Raw genomic sequence first — 17,187 nt, forward strand, 5'->3', positions numbered from 1 at the left:
CATCGACGGCGGCCGGCGAGGCGTCCCGGGGAGCGGTCAGACCCAGGCGGCCGGGTCTGCGGCGAGGTCGCGGACCCGCTCCGGCAGCTTGCCGTTGGCCACGTCGGCGATGGTCACCAGTTCCAGGATCTGCCGCTCGCTGGCCCGCAGTGCGATCCAGACCTCCTGGAGGGCCCGCGCCGCGCCCGAGTAGCCGAGTTCCTCCGGGCGCTGTCCCCGGACGTTGGCCAGCGGGCCGTCGATCACCCGGATGATCGCGGCGAGCGAGATCTCCGCCGCCGGACGGGCCAGCCAGTAGCCGCCCTCGGGGCCACGCTGGGCGTGCACGATGCCACCCCGGCGCAGTTGCAGCAGGATGCTCTCCAGGAACTTCGGCGGAATGTTCTGCACCCGGGCGATCTGCTCGGCGGTCAACGGCGCCGGACGCCGGCCCGACCCGACCTCGGCATCGCCGGCGACCCGGCCGGCGGGGCGGGACCGGGCAGCGGCTGCCGGGCGCGGGTCCGGCCCACTCTCCTCCGCGCGTGCGGCGATCTCGGCAACGGCACGCAGCGCGTAGTCGACCCGGGCGGAGAGACGCATGCCGGAAAGGTTAGCCGGCCGGGTCAGGCGCCGACCCGGCGGAGCAGCCCCTCCTGTACCGCGCTGGCGATCTGCCGGCCGTCGACGGTGAACATCCGGCCGGTGGCGAGCCCCCGGCCACCGGAGGCGGACGGGCTCCAGCAGTCGTAGAGGAACCATTCGTCGGCCCGGAACCGGCGGTGGAACCAGAGCGCGTGGTCGAGGCTGGCCCCGACCAGGCCGCCGGGCCCCCACACCTCGCCGTGCACCGAGAGGACCGAGTCGAGCAGGGTCAGGTCGGAGGCGTAGGTGAGCGCGCAGGCGTGCAGCAGCGGATCGTCCGGCAGCTTGCCGTCGATCCGCATCCAGACCCGCTGGTGCGGGTCGGCGGGACGGTCGCCGGGGCGTACCCAGCCGGGCTCGCCGACGTACCGGACGTCGATCGGGCGCGGGATCATCGCCCAGATGCCGAGCCGTTCCGGATAGCGGGCCAGCCGGTCGGCCATGGTCGGCAACGTCTCCGGTGCCGGCACGTCGACCGGCGCCGGGGCGTGGTGGTCGAGCCCCTCCTCGGCGTGGTGGAAGGAGGCCGACATGAAGAAGATCGGCTTGTCGTGCTGGAGCGCGACCGAACGGCGTACCGAGAAGGAACGGCCGTCCCGGACGTTCTCCACCTGGTACTCGATCGGTTCGACCGGGTCGCCGGGCCGGACGAAGTAGCCGTGCAGGGAGTGCACGAACCGGGCCGGGTCGACCGTCCGGCCGGCCGCGACCAGGGCCTGGCCGGCGACCTGGCCGCCGTAGACCCGTTGCGGGCCGACCGGAGGGCTCATCCCCCGGAAGGTCATCTCGTCGAGCTGCCGGAGATCGAGTACGTCCAGCAGCTGGTCGACCGCCGCCTGCCCGACAACCACCTCGCCGGGGCCGTCCGAACCCACCGCCCGGTCCGGCCCACCGTCGCCGGGCCTCTCCGAACTCACTGCCCGGTCCGCGCCACCGTCGTCGGGTCCACCAGCGAGCCGAGCTGGTGCACCCGCAGCGTGTTGGTGGAGCCCGGGGTGCCGGACGGGGTACCGGCGACGATCACCACGTAGTCGCCCGGGTTGGCGTGGCTGAGCCCGATCAGCGCCTGGTCGACCTGCCGGAACATGTCGTCGGTGTGCTGCACGAACGGCATCAGGAAGGTCTGCACGCCCCAGGAGAGTGCGAGCAGGTCGCGGACCTCGGGCACCGGGGTGAAGGCGAGCAGCGGCAGGTCGCAGTGCAGCCGGGAGAGCCGCCGTACGGTGTCACCGGTCTGCGAGAACGCGACCAGCGCCTTCGCCCCGATCGCCTTGGCGATCTGCGAGGCGGCGACGGTCAGCGCCCCACCGTGGGTACGCGGGTCGTGCTGGAGCCGGGGCACGCCGATCGATCCGGACTCGGTGGTCGTCACGATCTTGGCCATCGTGCTGACCGTGAGCACCGGGTACTTCCCGACGCTGGTCTCGCCGGAGAGCATCACCGCGTCCGCGCCGTCCAGCACCGCGTTGGCGACGTCGGACGCCTCGGCGCGGGTCGGCCGGGAATTCTCGATCATGGAGTCGAGCATCTGGGTGGCCACGATGACCGGCTTGGCGTTCTCGCGGCAGAGCTGCACCGCCCGCTTCTGCACCAGCGGCACCTGGTCGAGCGGCAGCTCCACACCGAGGTCGCCCCGGGCCACCATGATGCCGTCGAAGGCGTTGACGATCGCCTCCAGGTGGGTGACCGCCTCGGGCTTCTCCACCTTCGCCATCACCGGCCGGTGCACCCCGACCTCGTGCATGATGTTGTGCGCCAGCTTGATGTCGTCGGGCGAGCGGACGAAGGACATCGCCACCATGTCGACGCCGAGCCGGAGCGCGAAGCGCAGGTCCTCGGTGTCCTTGTCCGACATCGCCGGCACGCTGACCGCGACGTTCGGCAGCGAGACGCCCTTGTTGTTGGAGACGACACCACCCTCGGTGACCAGCACCCGGATGTCGTTGCCCTGCACGTCGCTGACCTCGACGGCGACCCGGCCGTCGTCGATCAGCAGCCGGTCGCCGGGCTTCACCTCGGCCGGCAGCTTGTCGTAGGTGCAGGAGACCCGCTCCCGGGTGCCGAGGACGGCGTCCCCGGTGATCACCACGGAGTCGCCGGTGCGCCACTCGTGCGGGCCGTCGGCGAACCGGCCGAGCCGGATCTTCGGACCCTGCAGGTCGGCGAGGACGGCAACGGCCCGCCCCGTGGTCCGGGCAGCCTCGCGGACCAGGTGGTAGACCTGCTCGTGGTCGGCATGGCTGCCGTGGCTGAAGTTGAGCCGGGCTACGTCCATGCCCGCCTCGACGAGTCCGCGGATGCGCTCCGGTGAGGAGGTCGCGGGACCAAGGGTGCAGACGATCTTCGCGCGGCGTGTCACGGCCATCAGGCTAGTCTCTCTCTCGGATCGGCCCGCCGGACCCTCGGGATGCCGAAGTCTTGACCAACGTCACGCGGCTGGTGGGTGACCGGCGGGTCGTCACACCGGGACGTCGTTGGCGGGCGTCAGCGACCGCGCGGCGCCGAGCCTACCCCCGCCGCGCCACCGCTGTGCTCCCGCCCGGTGAGCGTCCGGGTGCCCGTGCGGACGGTCAACGACGCCCGAACAGAAAGTCTACGTCGGTGACCGCGGGTCGGCCGCGACGGCAGATCCGGGCCGGATGGGGACAGTCAGCGAAATGTGCGCAAAACCATCTCGATCAGTGCGGCGACGTCGGCGTCGGCCATCGGCTCGCCGGTCATGCCCATCCGGTGGATGAGCGTTCCGGTGACGACGTCCATGAGGAGCCGGATCCGGTGCGGCGGCTCACCCAACTCGGCCTGGAGCGCGAGCCGGTACGGCGCCTGCAGCCGGGAGGCGAGGATCGCACGCAGGGCCGGATCGTTCACGGCGTCGCTGAACACGCCCGCGAGCGCCGCACCCACCCCGGGTTCCCCGATCTTGTCAGCGAGCCACCGGATGCCCGAGGACAGCACCTCGTCACGATCGACGCCCTCGAACGGTATCCGGCCGAACGCGTCGATGAGGCAGTCGATGATCAACGCACCCTTCGAGGGCCATCGGCGGTAGAGCGTCGTCTTCGCGACCCCCGCCGCCACCGCGATCCGGTCCATCGTCGCGCCCGCGTAACCCAGCTCGTGCACCGAGCGCAACGTGGCGGCGAAGACCGTCGCGTTCAGGTCCGAGCGGGGACGCCCGGCCGCCGAGGAGGTGGATGCCCGCACCTGGATAGGCTATCCTGCCGATTACGCTACTACCGGTAGCGTAATCAACCTGCGGCGAGTCCGACGCCGTCACCGAGTCGCTGATCTGAACGGGGGCAGCAGAGCGATGACCACCACAGTCGCCGTCGGAACGAGGAAACAGTCCACGCCACCGCCACCACCGGATGCCGAGGTCGCGGCGGGAGGGAGCCTGGTACGACTGCTGCGCCCGCATCTTCGGGGTTTCGCGGCCGTGGTCGTCCTCCAGGTCGTCGGCGCCGTCGCGGGCCTGGCGCCGCTGCTGGCGGTCGTGGAACTGGGTCGTACCCTGCTGTCGCCCGGCCCGACCGATCACGGCCATGTCTGGACCGTCGTCATCGCGGGCGCGGTCGGCCTGTTCGTGCGGCTGCTGTGCACCGCAGCGTCGTCCGCGCTCGGGCATCTTCTCGACGGCCGGGTGCAGCTGACGTTCCGCCGGCAGCTGGCCGCGCGGCTGGGGCGCGTGCCGATCGGCTGGTTCTCCCGGCGCCGGACCGGCGAGCTGGCGAAGGTGGTGGGCGAGGACGTGAGTGCCGTACACCCGGTCATCGCCCACGCCCCCGGCGAACTCGTCTCCGCGTTCGTGGTGCCACTGGTGTCGCTGAGCTACCTCTGCACCGTCGACTGGCGGCTCACGCTGATCACCCTGATCCCGGTGGTCCTGGCGGTGGCGCTGGTACCGGCGATGATGACCCCGACCCGGCTGCGCGAGCAGCAGGAGTTCGACGGGGCCATGGGACGGATCGCGAGCTCCGTGGTCGAGTTCGTGCAGGGCATCTCGGTGGTCAAGGCGTTCGGCGGCTCCGGGCGCGCCCACCGCAGGTTCCGGACGGCCGCGGACGATTTCGTCGACGTCTTCGTCCGGTGGGTACGCGGCATCTCGTGGATCGCCGCCGGCATGCAGCTGGCGCTGTCACCGCCGTTCGTGCTGCTGGTCGTGCTGATCGGCGGCACCACTCTGATCACCACCGGCGGCGAGGATGCCGCCCTGGCCCCGGCCGACCTGCTGCCCTTCCTGCTGCTCGGCCTGGGCCTGACCGCCCCGGTGGCGGCCCTCGGACACGGCTTCGACGACATCCAGGCCGCCCGACGGGCGATCGGCCGGATCCGGGACATCCTCGAGGTGCCGTCGCTACCGGAGCCCGCGCATCCGGTCGCACCGCGGGGTCACCGGGTGGAGCTGCGTGCCGTCCGATTCGGCTACGGCGCCGACCAGGGCACCGATCAGGAAACTGATCACGAGGTGCTGCGCGGGATCGACCTGGTGCTCGAGCCGGGTACGGTCACCGCCGTCGTCGGACCGTCGGGAAGCGGAAAGTCCACGCTGGTCCAGCTGTTGCCCCGGTTCTTCGACCCGACCCACGGATCGGTCCTGCTCGGCGGCGTCGATCTGCGGGAACTCGGCAGCCGGCAGCTCCACCGGTTGGTCTCCTTCGTCTTTCAGGACGTACGCCTGCTGCACGCGTCGGTCGCGGACAACATCGCCCTGGCCGCACCGCACGCCGACCGCGACGACGTGGTTCGCGCCGCCCGCCTGGCGAACATCCACGACCGCATCCTCGAACTGCCGCACGGCTACGAGACGGTCATCGGAGACGGCGTCGGACTGTCGGGCGGCGAGGCGCAGCGGATCTCGCTCGCCCGCGCGCTGCTTGCCGACACGCCCGTCCTGGTGCTCGACGAGGCGACCTCCTTCGCCGACCCGCAGACCGAACAGGCGGTACGCCGGGCCCTGGCGACGCTGGCGGGTGATCGGACGATCCTGGTCATCGCCCATCGACTGGAGACGATCGCCGACGCCGACGTCGTCGCGGTGCTGGAGAACGGGTCGATCGTCGAACGCGGCAGGCCCGCCGACCTGCTGGCCCAGGATGGGAAATTCGCCGCCCTCTGGCGATCCCACCGGTCGGCGATCGCCGACCAGGCCGAGGTCCACGGTGGCGTACGGCAAGGAGGCGAGCCCCGATGATCCGAATGCTGCTGCGCGTGTTGGGACACGAGTACGCGAAGCCGATGCGCCGCACGGTAGCGCTGATGACGACGACCGCGATCGTCGAGGGACTCTCCTACGCGCTGCTGGTTCCCGTGCTACGGGCCCTGTTCGGAAACGATCCCGCCGATGCCTGGCCCTGGTTGATCGCGTTCGGGGCCGCGGTCGCGGTCTACGCGGTGCTGCGCTATTGCAGCGACCTGTCCGGTATGCGCGTCGGAACCGCGATGTTGCGGGCCATGTACCACCGGCTCGGCGACCATCTGGCCCGACTGCCCATCGGTTGGTACAGCGCCGGGCGGGTCGGGGAGGTGTCGGTGATGGCCAGCCGCGGCCTCCTCCAGGCGATGGGCGTGGCGGCACACCTGCTGGCACCGTTCATCTCCGCCTGCGTGACTCCCCTGACGATCGTCGTGGTGATGCTCGCCTTCAACTGGCAGCTGGGGCTGGCGGCGTTGGTGGTCGCACCGATCGTCGCGACGATCCAGGTGTGGGCCGGACGGGCGATGGCCGCCAGCAACGCGCGAAGCGCCGAACGCGACCAGCGGGCCGCCGCGCGGGTCATCGACTATCTCCAGGCCCAGCCCGTGCTGCGCGCCGGTGGCCGGACCGTCGAACGCTTCCGGTTGCTCGACGACTCGTTGCGGGAGGTCCACCGCGCCTCCCGCCGTTCCACCCTGGCGGCGCTGCCCGGCGCGGTGGGCCTGACGCTCACCGTGCAGGCGATGTTCACCGCGTTGCTGGTCCTGGGCGCCTACCTCACGCTCGGCGGAAGGATCAGCGCGGCGGAGGTCCTGACGATCCTGGTGCTGGCCGCCCGCTGCGCGGATCCGCTGCTGTCGCTGGCGGAGTTCGGTGGCAAACTCCGCGGCGCACGCGCCGAGTTGGCGAGACTCGACACGGTGTTGCGCACCGAGCCGCTGCCCGAACCGCGCGAGCCGATCCAGCCGGAACGTCATGACCTGGAGTTCGACTCCGTCGCCTTCCGGCACGGCGACCGCACGGTGATCGACGACGTGTCGTTGCGCGTGCCAGAGGGGCAACGGCTCGCCGTCGTCGGACCGTCGGGTGCCGGTAAGAGCACCCTGCTCCGGTTGCTCGCGCGGTTCCACGACGTGGACGCGGGCGCGGTGCGGGTGGGGGGTGTGGACGTGCGCGCGATCGACACCGAGGCGTTGATGGCGCAGTTCGCCATCGTGTTCCAGGACGTCTACCTCTTCGACGGCACGATCGAGGAGAACGTGCGTCTGGGCCGGCCCGACGCGACCGATGCCGAGGTGCGCTCGGCGGCGGCCGCGGCGCAGCTGGACGACGTGATCGAGCGGCTGCCCGGCGGATGGGCGACGAATGTCGGCGAGGGCGGCGCACTGCTGTCGGGCGGCGAGCGCCAGCGTGTCTCGATCGCGCGAGCGCTGCTGAAGGATGCGCCCATCGTGCTGTTGGACGAGGTGACCTCCGCACTGGACCCGATGAACGAGGCGGCGGTCCACGAGGGTATCGAGCGCCTGATGGCGGGCCGGACGGTGGTGATGGTGGCGCATCGGATGCGCACGGTCCGGCGCGCCGACCGGGTCGTCTTCCTCGACGGAGGCCGGATCGTGGCGGAGGGCAGCCACGACGAACTGCTGCGCCGCGGCGGCCGCTACGCCGACTTCTGGAACATCTCGCTGACGGCGGCGGCGAGTGGATGAACCCGGTTCGCGCGGGAGCCAGGTCATACCACGTGGACCTGGCGTCGTCGGAAACCGACCAGGCCCAGGGCGGTCGCTGCCGCCGCCACGGCGGTGAGGAGCAGGACGGGCGTGATGGCGAACTCCTCCAGGGGAAGCCGGGCCAGGTGGTTGAAGGGCGACAGCGAGGCGAGCCAGTCGGGCAGGTCGAGCAGGTCGCCGAAGAAGGTGACGACGGCGGCCAGGACCACCAGGGTCCAGCCCAGGGGGGCCAGGAGCCGCGGGGCCCAGCCGTACAGGGCGGCGCAGACCGCGAGCACCAGGAGGATCGCGGGCAGGAAGCCCAGGTGCGCGGCGAGCACGTCACCGACGAGGGCCCAGTCGCCGGTGACCCCGGCCGCGGCGATGCCGGTGCCGAGCCCGGTGACCAGGCAGATCAGCGTGGCACCGATCGCCACGGTTGCGGTGTGGGAGCCGAGCCAGGCGGTCCGGCCGAGGGGGGTGGCGAGCACGGCGTCGGTGCGCCCGCGATTCTCCTCGGTGCGCAGCGTCTGCATCGCGAAGACCGCGTAGGCAGCGATCAGGACGCTGACGAAGGAGCCGAGGAAGGCGGCGTACCCGTCGAGCAGGCCCTCGGTGCCGAGCAGGTCCCACATCGCGTCCGGCATCTCGTCGCCGGCGTCCAGCAGCGCCTGGGTGAAGGCACCGTCGACGACTCCCAGCAGGAGGATGCCGGCGCCCCAGCCGAGGAACCCGCCACGCTGCAGCCGGACGGCGAGCCCCCAGGGTGTGCCGAGCGACGGCCGCGCCTCGGCGGGGCCGGGACGGGCGGCGATCAGGCTGGCGCCGAAGTCACGCCTGCCCTGCAGGAGGTACGCCGCAGCGGTCGCCAGCACCGCGAGTGCGACCGGCGGCAGCAGGGGCCACCAGCGGTCGTGGACGTAGGGAGCGGTCTGGGACGCCCAGCCGAGCGGTGAGGCCCAGGAGAGCGCGCTGCCGCCCACCGCGGCCATGTCGCCGAGGGCCCGGGCCACGAAGCTCGCGCCCAGGACGGCGCCGGCCATCCCGGCGGCGGTGCGGGAGTACTCGCTGAGCTGTACGGCCACCGCGGTGATCCCGGCGAAGGCCATCCCGGTCAGGCCGGTACCCAACCCGATCAGCGCCGATCCGGCCGGAGCGAAGCCGGCACCGATCGCCAGGCCCGCCACGACCACGCCGGCCAGCACATTGGTGATCGCGGCGACGATCAGGCAGGCCGTGAGCGCGGCGTGCCGGCCGGTGACGTTGGCGCGCACCAGCTCGGCCCGCCCGGTCTGCTCCTCGACCCGGGTGTGCCGGGTGACCAGCATGATGTTCATCAAGGCGGCCAGCAGGAACAGGTAGGGCGCGTAGCCGGCGGCGAAGAACCGGTCGTAGGTCGGGTTGTCCATGCCGAAGGCGGGCCCGGTGAACATCCGGCCGACCGGTTCGGTGAACAGCGTCACCATCGAGGCGAGGTCGTCCTCGGTCGGCGCGAGCTGGGGCAGCGCGGCACCGATGTAAACGACGTACAGACCCAGGCCCGCGACCCAGGCCGGGAGCTTGATCCGGTCCCGCCGCAGCAGGAACCTGACCAGCGTGCCGACGCCCGCCAGGGACTCCGGGCCGCCGGACCCGCGTCGCGGAACAGTGGTGGCGATCGTGGTCACCGCAGCACCTCCCGACCGTTCGCGGCCGCCTGGTGGAGGTCGTCGCCGTAGTGCCGCATCAGCAGCTGTTCCAGCGTCGGCGGGTGCGCGACCAGGGACCGAACGCCCAGCGGAGCCAGGGCCCGCACGACCTCGTCGACGCGGTCGCCGTCGACCAGGAACCGGACCTGGCCGTCCTCGACAACCAGGTGGTGTACGCCGTCGACCCGGGCGAGCTCGTCCGCTGGCTGGTCGGTCTCGGCGACCACCGTGGTCCGGGTCATGTGCCGTAGCTCCGACAGGCTGCCGGTCTCCACGATCCGGCCCGCTCGGATGATCGAGATGCGGTCGGCCAACACCTCGACCTGGGCCAGGATGTGGCTGGAGAGCAGCACCGTCCGGCCGGCCTCCTTCGCCTCGGCGATCGCTTGCTGGAAGACGACTTCCATCAGCGGGTCCAGGCCCGCCGTCGGCTCGTCGAGCAGGAGCAGGTCGACGTCGGAGATCAACGCCGAGATCAGCGCGACCTTCTGCCGGTTGCCCTTGGAGTAGGTGCGGGCCTTCTTGGTCGGGTCCAGATCGAACCGCTCGCAGAGCTCGGCGCGTCGCTTCCGGTCCAGCGTCCCGCGGAGCCGGGCGAACAGGTCGATGGCCTCACCGCCGGTCATGTTCGGCCACAGCTCGACGTCGCCGGGCACGTAGGCCAGCCGCCGGTGCAGCTCCACCGCGTCGCGCCACGGGTCGCCGCCCAACATCCGGACGGTGCCGCCGTCCGCCCGCAGCAGGCCCAGCAGCACGCGCATGGTCGTCGACTTCCCGGCGCCGTTGGGACCGAGGAAGCCGTGTACCTCGCCCTGGGTCACCTGCAGATCGAGGCCGTCCAGGGCGCGGGTGCTGCCGAAGGTCTTGACCAGGCCCTGGGCGGAGATCACTGGCGCATCACGCATCTGAATCGTCACTCCTTCGCTCACCTGTGGATGGTGTCGGATGATCGCCGCGGGCGATGTCGGCGGGGATCGACTCGGGCAGGTCGAACATGTCGGCCATCCGGTCGAACGCCCCTTCCACCATCAGTCCCTGGGTGAAGAGCTCGACCATCGGTCGCGCGTAGGGGGCCAGGCTCTGCGGCGGTGCGTCCTCGGCGAGGAAGTCCACCCCCAGCAGCCGGTACACGTGCTCGTGCATCGCCAGCGCGCCCATCGACCAGAGCACCAGGACAACGGTCCGCTCCCGCGGGGTCCGGCTCGGCTTGACGTACCCGGCTTCCTCGGCCTTCCTCATGTACTCCTCGGCGTCCGCGACGAACTCGTCGATCAGTTCGCGCGCCTGGTCGCCGCCCTCGGTCAGGGCGCGGGCCAGGTAGCGCAGTATCGGACGGCTCTTCTCCAGCCGACGGAGCGAGAGGAACGGGTCCAGCTGCGGACCCTCCGCCACGGTCGCCTCCTTGTTGGCCCGGGTCACGCTGGCCACGTGGTGGTCGCACGCCCGCCGCAGGCCGTCCTTGGAGCCGAAGTGGTGCACCACCAGCGCCTGGGAGACGCCCGCCTCGGCGGCGATGGCCTTCAGGCTGGTGCCCTTCACCCCGTCGCGGCCGAAGAGATTGACCGCGGCGTCCAGGATGCGCTCCGCCCCACCACGGGAATCTGCCGACTCGCTCCCCACAGACGACCTCCGCTCACTAACTGAATGTTCAGTCAGTACTGTAGCGCTGACCGAACATTCAGTCAATCGCCAGCGCGGTCAGCTTGGGGTGTCGCCGAGCTGGGCGACGAGAAGCTCGAGCCGCTCATCCTGAGTCTCCCGGGGGACGCGGCCGCTGCCCGACAGGGTGGCTATGCCGTGCAACGCGCTCCAGATCAGCTCGGCGAGCAGTTCGCGCCGGGCGTTGTCCGGGCGGAGACAGCTGACGAATTCGTCGAAGCCGGCGCGCAGCGGCGCTGGCGTCTCCTCGTGCGCGAACTTCACGTCGGTCGGCATGACGAACATGGCCTGGTAGAGGGCCGGCCGCTCGGTAGCGAACTCCAGGTAGGCGCGACAGACGGCGCGCAGTGCCTGCGGCGGCTCGGGATTGGCCAGTCGCGCCCGGCGCAGGTGGGCGCCGAGTTCGCCGAAGCCGTCGATCGCGACGGCGCGGACGATGGCGTCCTTGCCGTCGAAGTGGCTGTAGAGCACGGGCTGGCTGTACTCGACGCGCTCGGCGAGCCTTCGCGTCGTCACCGCCTCCCAGCCTTCGGCTTCGGCGAGTTCACGGGCCGCCGTAATGATCAACCGATGGCGCTGGGCGCGTTCACGTTCACGGCGCTCTCTGATGACGGACATGATGTGATCCTAGCAACGCTAGACATTCTGCCGGAGGTACACCTATCGTCGGCATGACATCTAGCACTGCTAGCACCACGGCCGTCGCCGCCGAGAGGAAACCACCCATGCTCACCGAGGAAGCAACCGTGCTCACCACCGTCGCCACCGTGTTCGCCGGCCTGATCGGCGTGGGCGTCATCCTGATGGGCGCACGGGCCTTCTGGGCTCCACAGGCCGCGGTCGGTTTCGGCATCCCGGACACGCCAACCGAGAACCCCAGCTTCCGGGCGTGGCTGACCGTCAAGGCCGTACGCGACACAGCCTGCGGGCTCTTCATCCTCATCCTGGTGCTCGGCGCGTCACCCCAGCTGCTGGGCTGCTTCATGCTGGCCGCCACCGGCATACCCGTGGGCGACGCGTTGATCGTGCGGCGCAGCAACGGACCCAGGGCGGCCGTCTACGGCATCCACGGCGCCACCGCGGTGGCGATGCTGACGATCAGCGTGCTTCTCCTCGTCGGGTAACGCGGCCCGCCGGAACGGGTACCGGCATCCCGCCGCGTCGTGCCATCCTGACCGCATGCGAGTCGCATCGATACATACGTATCCGGTGAAGGGGTGCCGCCGGATGGACCGCGACACGGCGCGGGTCGAGCCGTGGGGCCTGGACGGCGACCGACGCTGGCTGATCGTGGACGAACACGGGCTCGGTCTGACCCAGCGCCAGCACCGGGAGCTGGTGACGATGCGGGCGGTTTCCCGGCCGGGCGGGCTGACCCTGGACGCACCGGGGCTGACCCCGCTCGACGTGGCCGAGCCGACCGGCGGCGAGACGATCCAGGTCCGGGTGTACCGGGGACGGCCGCCCGCACCGGTCCGCGCCGCCGGCCCCGAGGCGGACGACTGGCTCCACCGTCTGTTGGGGCGCGACGCCCGGCTGGTCTGGCTCGGTGACCCCACCCGAAACCTCGTTCCCTGGGCGGTTCCGGCCGAGGTCGGCGCCGAGCTGAGCTTCGCCGACGGCACCCCGCTGCTGCTGGCCAACACCGCGTCGCTGGACTCGTTCAACGACTGGCTGCTGGAGTCGGGCAGCACCGAAGGGCCGCTGCCGATGATCCAGTTCCGTCCCAACGTCGTGGTCAGCGGGGCCGCGCCGTGGGCCGAGGGCGAGTGGGTCGGCCGGTGGATCAGGATCGGCGGGGCGGTGTTCCAGGGCGCCGCCGAGTGTGGCCGCTGTCTGATCTCGACGATCGACCAGGAGACCGGAGAACGGGGACGGGAGCCGCTACGGATGCTCGCCACACGGCGCAACATCGGCCGGAAGCTCCTCTTCGGTCTCCAGTTGACCGTACGGACCGAACCGGGCGGACCTGCCGGCGAAGCTCCCACGGTCAGCGTCGGTGACGCCGTGGAGGTTCTGGACTGGCGGTAGCGCAGGCCCGGCCTCGGCTGGCAGCGTACGAGGTGCCAGTAGTTCCAGCGGACCGGCGGAGGGGATGGCGGGATGCGGGCGCGGGCCTTCACGGCGACGGTGGTCACCGTCGTACTGCTCAGCGGCAGCGGATGCACGGAGGCGCCGGAGGCGGCGGTCCCCACCGGGACCAGCGGCGACAGCCGGCCGATCTACCTGGACCGGTCGTACTCGCCGGAGGAACGGGCCGTCGACCTGGTCTCCCGGATGACGCTGCCGGAGAAGGCCGCCCAGATGATCAGCAGCCAGTCGGCGGCGCTGCCCCGGCTCGGCATCGCCGCCTACGGCTGGTGGAACGAGGCCGCGCACGGCGTCGCCCGGGAGGGCACCCTGCACAACGCGAACCCGCCGATCCTGGTCAACACCACCTCCTATCCGGTCGACCTGTCGCTCGGCGCCACCTGGAACCCCGACCTGGTGCACCGGGAGGCCACCCTGATCTCGGACGAGGCCCGCGAGGTGGTCCGGGACAACCGGCTGGACCTGAACTTCTACTCCCCGACCATCAACCTGGCCCGCGATCCCCGCTGGGGCCGCAACGACGAGGCGTTCAGCGAGGACCCGCTGCTCACCGCCGCCCTCGCCGCGCAGTTCGTGAACGGGATGGAGGGCAAGGACCGGAACGGCCGGCTGCTGCCGGAGGGCGGCGGATATCTGAAGACCAGCACCACGCTCAAGCACTACGCCGCGAACAACAGCGAGTTCGACCGGCTGCGCGGCACCGCGGACATGGACGACCGGACGCTGCGCGAGTACTACACCGCGCAGTTCCGCCAGGTGGTCGAGCGCAGCTCACCGGCGTCCATCATGACCTCGTACAACCGGGTCAACGGGGTACCGACCTCGGCCAGCGGCTACCTGATGGACGAGCTGGCCCGGCAGACCTTCGGGTTCGACGGCTTCCTCACCTCCGACTGCGACTCGATCCGCGAGATCCAGCACGGTCACCGCTGGCAGCCGCCCGGCCATTCGGCCCCGCTCGACCACGTCGAGCGGCACGCCTGGGCCAACGCGGCCGGCGAGGACCTGAACTGCCAGCAGGGCCACCACGACGAGTGGAGCTACGCCAACACCATCCCGGAGGCGGTCGCCCGGGGCATCGACACCCCGTACGGCCGGTACACCGAGGAGCACGTCGACGCCTCGGTGGTCCGGCTGCTTACCACCCGGATCCGGCTCGGCGAGTTCGACCGGCCGGAGGACGTACCGTGGGTGACCGCCGCCCGGTCCCGGGTCGCGCTCGGCACCTGGACGAACTCCGATGCCAACGGCGCGGTCACCCAGACCGCCGCCCGGCTCGCGATGGCCCGCGAGGTCGGCGCGGAGAGCATCGTGCTGCTGAAGAACCAGGCGCCGAAGGCCCGGACCGGCGGCCCGGGGCGGACGGCGCTGCTGCCGCTGCGGGTGCCGGCGTCCGGGCCCTACCGGGTGGCGGTGTTCGGGCACTACGCCAACCCGCCGACCACGTACCTCGGCGGCTACTCCAGCATCCAGGCCGGTGCCGGGCAGGCCAACGAGGTCAACGGCCACCAGGGGCTCAGGGCGGCGATCCAGCGGATCAACCCGGGCGCGATCGTCGAGCACCTGTCCGGGGTCACCCCGGGCAGCCTGGCCGAGGTGGACCCGGCCGCGGTGGCGGCCGCCGCCGACTACGACCTGGTGATCGTGTACGCCGGCACCGACGAGCGGCACTCCCGGGAGGACGTCGACCGGTCCACACTGGCGCTGCCGGGCGCGCAGGCGTCCCTGATCAGCCAGGTGGCGGCCCGGAACCCGAACACCGTCGTCTACCTGGAGACGGCCGGGCAGGTCGACGTGACCGGGTTCGAGCCGGCCGTGCCGGCGATGCTGTGGAGTTCGTACAACGGGCAGCGCAAGGGCGAGGCACTGGCCGACGTACTGCTCGGGGCGCGGAACCCGAGCGGGCACCTGCCGTTCACCTGGTACCGGGACGCCGGTCAGCTGCCGCCGATCGACGACTACGCGATCCGGGGCGGCGACGGACGGCCCGGGCGGACGTACATGTACTTCGATGGGGAGGTGTCGTACCCGTTCGGCCACGGCCTCGGCTACAGCGGGTTCGGCTACTCGAAGCTGCGGGTCGACCGCCGGAGGGCGGACGCTAATACTCCAACGTCACTTGGCTTCGGCCATGGGCGTGGCGTGGGCATGAGGACGGCCACCGCGTTGATCATCGATGGTTTGTGAGGACAACCGAAGATCGTGCGGTGGCCGTGTGCCACAGCGTAGACCTTGATCAGTGGCGGGTCATCCTGGACGAGGCGGTGACGCGTGTCGCTGACCGGTTCGTCCGCGCGGAGCCACGCCGGACCGCCGGGCAGTTCGTGGAAGGGCTGCTGTCGCGCGTGGAACGCAAGACTTGCTGGTCCCTGGCGGAACGGGCAGGTCACGATGATCCGCAGGCGATGCAGCGGCTGCTGCGTACGGCGGTGTGGGACGCCGACGCCGTCCGCGACGACGTGCGGGCCTGGCTGATCGAGCACCTCGGCCACCCTGACGCCGTGCTGGCCACTGACGAGACAGGCTTCCTGAAGAAGGGCATGTGCTCGGTCGGGGTGCAGCGGCAGTACACCGGCACCGCCGGGCGGATCGAGAACAGCCAGGTCGGGGTGTTCCTGGCCTATGTCTCACCTCTGGGGCGGGCGCTGATCGACCGCCGGCTCTATCTACCCGAGACGACCTGGTGCCAGCAGCCCGAGCGTCTCGCCGCCGCCGGCGTTCCGGACGGTGTCGGGTTCGCCACGAAGCCTGCGCTGGCCCGACAGATGATCGCCGCCGCGTTGGACGCCGAAATCCCGTTCGGATGGGTGACCGGCGACGAGGTCTACGGCGCCGACCCCGGCCTGCGCGCTGACCTCGAACACCGCGGGATCGGTTACGTCCTCGCGGTCGGCTGCGACCGACGCGTGGCGGTCAACGACGGCCGCACCCTCATCCGCGTTGACGAACTCGCCGAGCGGATCCCCACCCGCGAGTGGCAGCGGCACAGCTGCGGGCCGGGCGCGAAAGGGCCCCGCGACTATCTATGGGCCTGGATCACCACGGCCGCCCGCCCTGGCGAGTATCGGTGGCTGCTCATCCGCCGCAACCGCACCAGCGGCGAGTTGGCCTTCTACCTGTGCTGGTCACCCCGGCCGGTGCCGCTGCACACCCTCGTGACCGTGGCCGGCTCCCGCTGGAGCATCGAGGAGTTGTTCCAGACCGGCAAAGGCCAGGTCGGCCTCGACCACTACCAGGTCCGCGGCTGGACCGGCTGGCACCGGTTCATCACCCTGGCCATGCTCGCCCTGGCCGTCCTGACCATCCTCGCCGCCCAGCAACCCGATCCCGACTCGGAGATCATCGCGTTGACCGTCGCCGAGATCCGCCGACTCCTCAACGCCTTCGTCCTCGCCACATCGCCACCGCCAGAACACACCCTGCACTGGTCGATCTGGCGACGAACATCCCAAGCCCGAGCCCGACGATCCCACTACCAGCGCAGACAGGCGAAGTGACGTTGGAGTACTAACGGCACGGTCCGGGTCGGCGTGGACGTCACCAACGCCGGCCGGCTGGCCGGTGCCGAGGTGGTGCAGCTCTACGTCTCCACCCCGGGCGCGCCGGCGAGCCGGGAACGCCCGGCGAAGCGGCTGGCCGGTTTCGAGAAGATCTCGCTGCGTCCCAAGCAGACCAGGCGGGTGGAGTTCCGGGTACCCGTCGCCAACCTCGCCTTCTTCGACGAGCGCGCCGGCCGGTACGTGGTCGACCCGGGCGCGTACGCCTTCCAGGTCGGCCGGTCCAGTGCGGACGCCGACCCCCGGCTGCGGGCGGTGGTGACCGTCCGGGGTGCGCTGCGCCCGGCGTTGTCGGTCGTCACCGCGACCGCGCCGACGTTGGTCCCCGCCGGGACCGACCTGTCCCCGAAGCTGACCATGGCGATGACCGACGACACCCGGTACGGCTACCGCGCCGAGGGGGCCAGCACGCCGCTGCCGGCCGGCGCGACCGTGCGGTACCAGAGCAAACGTCCGCAGGTGGTCTCGGTGGACGGGTCGGGTGGCATCCGGGCCGAGGCGACCGGGGTCGCCACCATCACCGCCACCGTCAGCTATCGCGGCACCAGCCGGTCGACCGAGTTCGTGATCGGGGTGCGATAGCCGGACCGATATCGCACACGGTTGCACTTATATAAGTCAAGCCTGATAAGCTGCCGTTCGTTCCGCAGCGGCAGCCTTGAGGG

15 protein-coding genes are annotated in these 17,187 nt (G+C 71.1%); 7 read left to right on the forward strand and 8 right to left on the reverse strand.

Annotated elements, in window-relative coordinates; all coding sequences use genetic code 11:
• Positions 1–36: 36 nt before the first annotated feature.
• The 4 genes from EV371_RS02465 to EV371_RS02480 all read right to left on the reverse strand — a co-directional run bounded on the left by EV371_RS02465 (position 37) and on the right by EV371_RS02480 (position 3,828).
• Positions 37–582: an Rrf2 family transcriptional regulator gene (locus tag EV371_RS02465; protein ID WP_130460606.1), complete on the reverse strand. Its 546-nt coding sequence runs from the start codon at positions 580–582 to the stop codon at positions 37–39.
• Positions 583–605: 23 nt separating this feature from the next.
• On the reverse strand, positions 606–1,475 hold the full coding sequence (locus EV371_RS02470; RefSeq protein WP_130465600.1) for an acyl-CoA thioesterase domain-containing protein: 870 nt from the start codon (positions 1,473–1,475) through the stop codon (positions 606–608).
• Positions 1,476–1,537: 62 nt separating this feature from the next.
• Positions 1,538–2,989 carry a pyruvate kinase gene (gene pyk / locus EV371_RS02475; RefSeq protein ID WP_130460607.1) on the reverse strand — a complete coding sequence of 484 codons (1,452 nt, stop codon included), beginning with the start codon at positions 2,987–2,989 and terminating at the stop codon, positions 1,538–1,540.
• Positions 2,990–3,273: 284 nt separating this feature from the next.
• Positions 3,274–3,828 (reverse strand): TetR family transcriptional regulator, encoded by a 555-nt coding sequence (locus EV371_RS02480; protein ID WP_130460608.1) that lies wholly within the window; start codon positions 3,826–3,828, stop codon positions 3,274–3,276.
• Between the two features lie 106 nt (positions 3,829–3,934).
• On the opposite strand from EV371_RS02480, the gene EV371_RS02485 reads away from it, so the two are divergent.
• Complete coding sequence (locus EV371_RS02485) at positions 3,935–5,815, forward strand: ABC transporter ATP-binding protein (RefSeq protein ID WP_130460609.1); 1,881 nt, start codon at positions 3,935–3,937, stop codon at positions 5,813–5,815.
• On the forward strand, positions 5,812–7,527 hold the full coding sequence (locus EV371_RS02490) for an ABC transporter ATP-binding protein (RefSeq protein WP_130460610.1): 1,716 nt from the start codon (positions 5,812–5,814) through the stop codon (positions 7,525–7,527). The genes EV371_RS02485 and EV371_RS02490 overlap by 4 nt, the downstream gene beginning before the upstream one ends.
• 23 nt (positions 7,528–7,550) lie before the next feature.
• On the opposite strand, the gene EV371_RS02495 is transcribed toward EV371_RS02490, so the two are convergent.
• From EV371_RS02495 to EV371_RS02510, 4 genes are all read right to left on the reverse strand, one after another.
• Positions 7,551–9,194, reverse strand: a complete 1,644-nt coding sequence (locus EV371_RS02495) for an ABC-2 transporter permease (RefSeq protein ID WP_130460611.1) — start codon at positions 9,192–9,194, stop codon at positions 7,551–7,553.
• Positions 9,191–10,120, reverse strand: a complete 930-nt coding sequence (locus EV371_RS02500; RefSeq protein ID WP_130460612.1) for an ABC transporter ATP-binding protein — start codon at positions 10,118–10,120, stop codon at positions 9,191–9,193. The genes EV371_RS02495 and EV371_RS02500 overlap by 4 nt, the downstream gene beginning before the upstream one ends.
• Positions 10,113–10,835, reverse strand: a complete 723-nt coding sequence (locus EV371_RS02505; RefSeq protein ID WP_165436585.1) for a TetR family transcriptional regulator — start codon at positions 10,833–10,835, stop codon at positions 10,113–10,115. Before EV371_RS02505 ends, EV371_RS02500 begins: the two co-directional genes overlap by 8 nt.
• A gap of 78 nt (positions 10,836–10,913) precedes the next feature.
• A complete protein-coding gene (locus EV371_RS02510; protein ID WP_130460614.1) occupies positions 10,914–11,492 on the reverse strand; it encodes a WHG domain-containing protein in 579 nt (192 codons plus the stop codon).
• 107 nt (positions 11,493–11,599) lie between these two features.
• On the opposite strand from EV371_RS02510, the gene EV371_RS02515 reads away from it, so the two are divergent.
• The 5 genes from EV371_RS02515 (at position 11,600) to EV371_RS02535 (ending at position 17,104) form a co-directional block, all read left to right on the forward strand.
• The gene (locus tag EV371_RS02515; RefSeq protein ID WP_130460615.1) at positions 11,600–11,998 is read left to right on the forward strand and encodes a DUF4267 domain-containing protein; all 399 of its coding nucleotides are present in this window, start codon (positions 11,600–11,602) and stop codon (positions 11,996–11,998) included.
• A 55-nt stretch (positions 11,999–12,053) separates the two neighbouring features.
• Positions 12,054–12,905 carry an MOSC N-terminal beta barrel domain-containing protein gene (locus EV371_RS02520; RefSeq protein WP_130460616.1) on the forward strand — a complete coding sequence of 284 codons (852 nt, stop codon included), beginning with the start codon at positions 12,054–12,056 and terminating at the stop codon, positions 12,903–12,905.
• A gap of 72 nt (positions 12,906–12,977) precedes the next feature.
• Positions 12,978–15,152, forward strand: coding sequence for a glycoside hydrolase family 3 C-terminal domain-containing protein (locus EV371_RS02525; RefSeq protein WP_130460617.1), 2,175 nt, complete (start codon positions 12,978–12,980; stop codon positions 15,150–15,152).
• A gap of 20 nt (positions 15,153–15,172) precedes the next feature.
• Positions 15,173–16,462, forward strand: a complete 1,290-nt coding sequence (locus EV371_RS02530) for an IS701 family transposase (protein WP_486484425.1) — start codon at positions 15,173–15,175, stop codon at positions 16,460–16,462.
• A gap of 33 nt (positions 16,463–16,495) precedes the next feature.
• On the forward strand, positions 16,496–17,104 hold the full coding sequence (locus tag EV371_RS02535; RefSeq protein ID WP_130460618.1) for a fibronectin type III-like domain-contianing protein: 609 nt from the start codon (positions 16,496–16,498) through the stop codon (positions 17,102–17,104).
• The last annotated feature ends 83 nt before the right edge of the window (positions 17,105–17,187 follow it).

The sequence above is a fragment of the Plantactinospora sp. CNZ321 genome (genome assembly GCF_004217235.1).

Excerpts from the sequence above, each read along its gene's own strand:
- EV371_RS02500 (WP_130460612.1), bottom strand. The coding sequence starts at position 10,120 with ATGCGTGATGCGCCAGTGATCTCCGCCCAGGGCCTGGTCAAGACCTTC.
- EV371_RS02520 (WP_130460616.1), top strand. The coding sequence starts at position 12,054 with ATGCGAGTCGCATCGATACATACGTATCCGGTGAAGGGGTGCCGCCGG.
- EV371_RS02525 (WP_130460617.1), top strand. The coding sequence starts at position 12,978 with ATGCGGGCGCGGGCCTTCACGGCGACGGTGGTCACCGTCGTACTGCTC.
- EV371_RS02465 (WP_130460606.1), bottom strand. The coding sequence starts at position 582 with ATGCGTCTCTCCGCCCGGGTCGACTACGCGCTGCGTGCCGTTGCCGAG.
- EV371_RS02515 (WP_130460615.1), top strand. The coding sequence starts at position 11,600 with ATGCTCACCGAGGAAGCAACCGTGCTCACCACCGTCGCCACCGTGTTC.
- EV371_RS02510 (WP_130460614.1), bottom strand. The coding sequence starts at position 11,492 with ATGTCCGTCATCAGAGAGCGCCGTGAACGTGAACGCGCCCAGCGCCAT.
- EV371_RS02485 (WP_130460609.1), top strand. The coding sequence starts at position 3,935 with ATGACCACCACAGTCGCCGTCGGAACGAGGAAACAGTCCACGCCACCG.
- EV371_RS02490 (WP_130460610.1), top strand. The coding sequence starts at position 5,812 with ATGATCCGAATGCTGCTGCGCGTGTTGGGACACGAGTACGCGAAGCCG.
- pyk (WP_130460607.1), bottom strand. The coding sequence starts at position 2,989 with ATGGCCGTGACACGCCGCGCGAAGATCGTCTGCACCCTTGGTCCCGCG.